At 68.1% G+C, this 3,809-nt stretch carries 5 protein-coding genes, 1 tRNA gene and 1 pseudogene; 4 read left to right on the top strand and 3 right to left on the bottom strand.

The window, feature by feature from the left end; genetic code table 11:
- From Q0Z66_RS12190 to Q0Z66_RS12180, 3 genes and pseudogenes are all read left to right on the top strand, one after another.
- Positions 1–747: pseudogene (locus tag Q0Z66_RS12190) on the top strand (transglutaminase domain-containing protein); the annotation flags it as partial.
- A complete protein-coding gene (locus Q0Z66_RS12185) occupies positions 744–1,187 on the top strand; it encodes an SRPBCC family protein (RefSeq protein WP_298041536.1) in 444 nt (147 codons plus the stop codon). The pseudogene Q0Z66_RS12190 and the gene Q0Z66_RS12185, both read left to right, overlap by 4 nt.
- Positions 1,184–1,657 (top strand): DUF1990 family protein, encoded by a 474-nt coding sequence (locus Q0Z66_RS12180; protein ID WP_298041534.1) that lies wholly within the window; start codon positions 1,184–1,186, stop codon positions 1,655–1,657. Before Q0Z66_RS12185 ends, Q0Z66_RS12180 begins: the two co-directional genes overlap by 4 nt.
- 3 nt (positions 1,658–1,660) lie before the next feature.
- Here Q0Z66_RS12180 and Q0Z66_RS12175 read toward each other — a convergent pair whose 3' ends face one another.
- The gene (locus Q0Z66_RS12175) at positions 1,661–2,548 is read right to left on the bottom strand and encodes a rhodanese-related sulfurtransferase (protein ID WP_298041532.1); all 888 of its coding nucleotides are present in this window, start codon (positions 2,546–2,548) and stop codon (positions 1,661–1,663) included.
- A gap of 88 nt (positions 2,549–2,636) precedes the next feature.
- Between Q0Z66_RS12175 and Q0Z66_RS12170 the strand changes: the two genes are divergently transcribed.
- A tRNA-Ser gene (locus tag Q0Z66_RS12170) sits at positions 2,637–2,724 on the top strand.
- 52 nt (positions 2,725–2,776) lie between these two features.
- Here Q0Z66_RS12170 and Q0Z66_RS12165 read toward each other — a convergent pair.
- On the bottom strand, positions 2,777–3,367 hold the full coding sequence (locus tag Q0Z66_RS12165) for a GNAT family N-acetyltransferase (protein ID WP_298041530.1): 591 nt from the start codon (positions 3,365–3,367) through the stop codon (positions 2,777–2,779).
- The coding region (locus Q0Z66_RS12160; RefSeq protein ID WP_298041527.1) for a phosphatase PAP2 family protein at positions 3,364–3,809 on the bottom strand (446 nt) is incomplete at its 5' end. The genes Q0Z66_RS12160 and Q0Z66_RS12165, both read right to left, overlap by 4 nt.

The following is a 3,809-nucleotide window of genomic DNA, read 5'->3' as shown; positions in this document are numbered from 1 at the left end:
GGGTACCTTCCGGGGACCGTGACGGATCACAAGCGCGGTGCGGAGTTCCTCTACGAGGTCAGCAGCGATCAGCTGCACGCCTGGCCCGAGATCCATTTCGCGGGGATCGGCTGGGTGCCGTTCGAGCCGACCGCCTCGCTGGGGGCACCGACCGACTTCCGCCCCGCTGCCTCCACCGGCGGCGGCTCTGCGCTCCCCTCGGCGCCGGCTCCCTCGGCCACGCCGTCGGCTACCGCAACGAGCGGTCCGAACGTCGATCGGGATACCGAAGCTGAAAGCGGTTCCGGAGAACAGCGGGTCGATTCCCTGAATCCGATGCCTGTCGCTCTCGGGTTCCTCGGACTGATCTTCCTCGCCCTCCTCCCCCTGCTGCTCCGTCTCATCATCCGTACCGCGCGCCGCTCTCGCGCGCGACAGGGCGATGCCCGCAGCACCTGGGACGAGCTGAATGCCACCCTGGTTGATCTCGGTGTACCGATCAGCTCGGCCGAGAGCCCGCGGGCGGTCGGAGCGCGACTGATCGCTTTCGGTGCGGAGCCGGTTTCCGTGCGTGTTCTCGTCGGCGCGATCGAACGGGCGAGCTATGCCGCAGACGCCGCCCCCACCGGATCACTCGATCTCGCACTGACCGCGGTGATCGCGCAGCTGCGCATCCTCAGCGGCACCGGCCCCGCCCTGCGTGCCCTGTTCCTGCCCCGCTCGCTGCTGCAACCGGTCACGCGTCGGAGTGCGAGGATCGAGACATGACCTCCGCGTTCACCCTCGTCACCCGCTGCGAGATCCCTCGGGAGGCTCTCTTCGACGCATCGCTGAGCATCGACGCGCACCGGGAATCGATGGCGGCCTCCGGCGAGCAGGCGGTCGCCGGGGTGACGAGCGGAACGATCGGACTGGACGAGACGGTAACGTGGCGTGCCCGTCACTTCGGGATCTGGTTCACGATGACCTCGAAGGTCACCGCGCTGGACCGCCCGGGACGTTTCGTCGATGAGCAGGTGCACGGGCCGTTCCGCTCCTTCCATCATGAGCACCGGTTCGAGCGCGACGGCGAGACGACCGTCATGACCGACACTCTGACGATCGAGTCGCCGGTCTTCGGCGTGCTCGCCGAGCGGTTCATCCTCGTCCCCTATCTGCGCCGACTCATCGGCGAGCGCAACGACTACCTCGTGGCGACCGCCGTATGACCTCGCCCGCGCAGGAGATCTGGCATCCGGCCGGCACGCACCGGCACTCCGAGGTCTCAGCCGTGATCGGCCAGGGTGCCGACGTCTTCGAGCGCGCTGTCCGCGATGTGCTCCTGTGGCGGGTGAAGACCCGGAGCGCATTCCGAGTGGCGAGCACCGACCCGGCCCCTGCGGGTGAGCGTCTCGTCATCACGGCGCGTGTTCTGGGCATCACGATCACCGAGCCCGTCGAGGTGGTCGAGGTCGTCGAGACCGCCGATCGGGTGGGTTTTTCCTATCGGACGTTGCCGGGGCATCCGGTCGATGGCGAGGAGGCTTTCATCGTGAGTCGCGACGGCGACGCCGTCACGCTGACGGTCCGTTCCCTCACCGCACCGGCTTCCTCCGGTATCTGGCGGATGCTGTACCCGCTCCTGTGCCTCGCGCAGGTCGTCGCCCGCCGGCGTTACCTGCGAGCGCTGGTCTCCTGAGGCTCAGGCGGTGTGCGCCTCGCAGGGCACGGCGTCGCACGCTTCGCACACGACGAACTGGGTGCGGCACGAGGCATCCGGGCAGTTCGCGGTGCGCTTGGTCGGCTCGCCGCACCCCGCGCACTCACCGATGACGGCGGCGTGGTCGCTGAAGTCGACGGAGCCGCGCTTGTCGAAAACGTAGAGCGATCCTTCCCAGAGGGCGTCGTCGCCGAACTTCTCGCCGTAGCGGACGATCCCGCCGTCGAGCTGGTAGACCTCGCCGAATCCGCGGGCGGTCATCAGGCTCGACAGCACTTCGCAGCGGATGCCGCCCGTGCAGTAGGTGACGACCGGCTTCCCCTTCAGATCGTCGTAGGCTCCCGAGTCCAGCAGCTCGACGAAGTCGCGCGTGGTCTCGGTGTCGGGGACGATCGCGTCCTTGAAACGACCGATCTCGGCTTCGAGTGCGTTTCGCCCGTCGAAGAAGACGACGTCGTCGCGTTCGGCGACGAGCGTGTGCAGCTCGTCGGGGCTGAGCCGGATGCCGCCGCCCACGACCCCGTTCTCATCGACGCGCAACTCGCCCGGGGCGCCGAAGGAGACGATCTCGTCGCGCACCTTGACGCTGAGCTTCGGGAAGTCGAGGCTGCGGCCCTCGTCGTCGAGGCCGGTCCCCTCGCTCCACTTGATGTCGGCGTCGGCGAAGGGCGCATAGGAGCGGAAGGAGCGCGACCACTTCTTCAGCGCCCAGATGTCACCGCCGAGGGTTCCGTTGATGCCGTCCTTCGAGATGATCAGACGACCGCGCAGCCCCAGCGCCTCACCGAGGTCGCGCTGCCAGATGCGGATCGCCTCCGGGTCTGGCAGCGGGGTGAAGGCGTAGAACAGGACGATCTTGGGAGTGGCCACGCCTCGATTTTACGCGGGACGCGCGCGGGGTACCGGCCGCGGTCACTTGCACTGCTCCGGATCGGATAGACTGATCAAGTTGTTCCTTGGTGATGTGTCCGAGCGGCCGAAGGAGCACGCTTGGAAAGCGTGTGTTGTGCAAGCAACCGCGGGTTCGAATCCCGCCATCACCGCCATTTTCCTCTGAGGGCCCCGCTTCTGCGGGGCCCTCAGTCGTTTCCGCTCTGCTCAGAGCAGAATGCCGTAGGCCTGTCCGTCCGGCCCTGTCTCCAACGGGTGCATGCCGAGCCGTTCATAGAACCCAGCGGCGCTGGTGTTGGCCGGGTCCATCTCGAGGTGCAGCCCGGGCACGCCACGGGCTCGGAGATCGGTCAGCAGCGTCTCGACGAGGCCCCTGCCCCACCCCTCTCCCTGCGCCTCGGGCAGCAGGTCGATGTGCAGATGCGCCGGATACCGGCCTGCATGGGGCACGGGGTTCGAGCCGCGCGCATTCGCCGACGCGAGCAACTCACGTTCCGGCAACGACTCCGGCTTCCGGAAGCTCCGGGCGAACCGCGGCCACCACTCGGCCCGGAACCATTCCTCGAATGCAGCGGTGTCATCCGTCGCGACGAGATAGCCGATCGCGCGGCCCTCGCCGTCGTCGACGACCCAGCAGAGGTCGGGATGCCGTTCGGCATAGGGCAGCGCGTACAGCAGTCCCCACAGATCGTCATCCGACAGCATCCCTCGGGCATCGGCGCCGGCATGCGCCGTGCGCACGCAGATATCCGAGAGCGCCGCGCGATCCTCCGGCCGACAGCGACGGATGCTTCTCACGCCGCCTCCTCGATGGCTTCCGCTGTCCTCGCCCGCCGCACCCAGGGCAGCAGGATCGCGGCGACGAGCATCGTCGCACCGGCTCCCACCAGCATCCCGCCGAACGTGTCGCTCAGCCAGTGCACCGACAGCACGGTGCGAGAGAACGCCATGGCGAGCGTCCACGCGATAGCGATCATCACGACCCAGAGGCGGGGGAACAGCACGATCGCCAGGGCCGCGAGGGTCGCCGCATTCGCCGTATGCCCCGAGGGGAAGGAACCGAAGTCCGAGGCGACGAGCATGTCAGCGGGCCGGGAACGACCGAACACGCTCTTGAGCAGTTGAACCAGCGCGACGCTGACGATCAGGGTCCCCGCCACCAGCACCGCGTCTCGCCATCGCCGCGCGATCAGCAGCGCCCCGAGAGCCAGCCCGGGAACGAGCAACGTCGCCATCCAGC

This window comes from uncultured Microbacterium sp. (assembly GCF_947632095.1).
Lineage (GTDB): Bacteria > Actinomycetota > Actinomycetes > Actinomycetales > Microbacteriaceae > Microbacterium.
The sequence above is the reverse complement of the archived record's forward strand: the minus strand, read 5'-3'. Positions and strand labels throughout refer to the sequence as shown.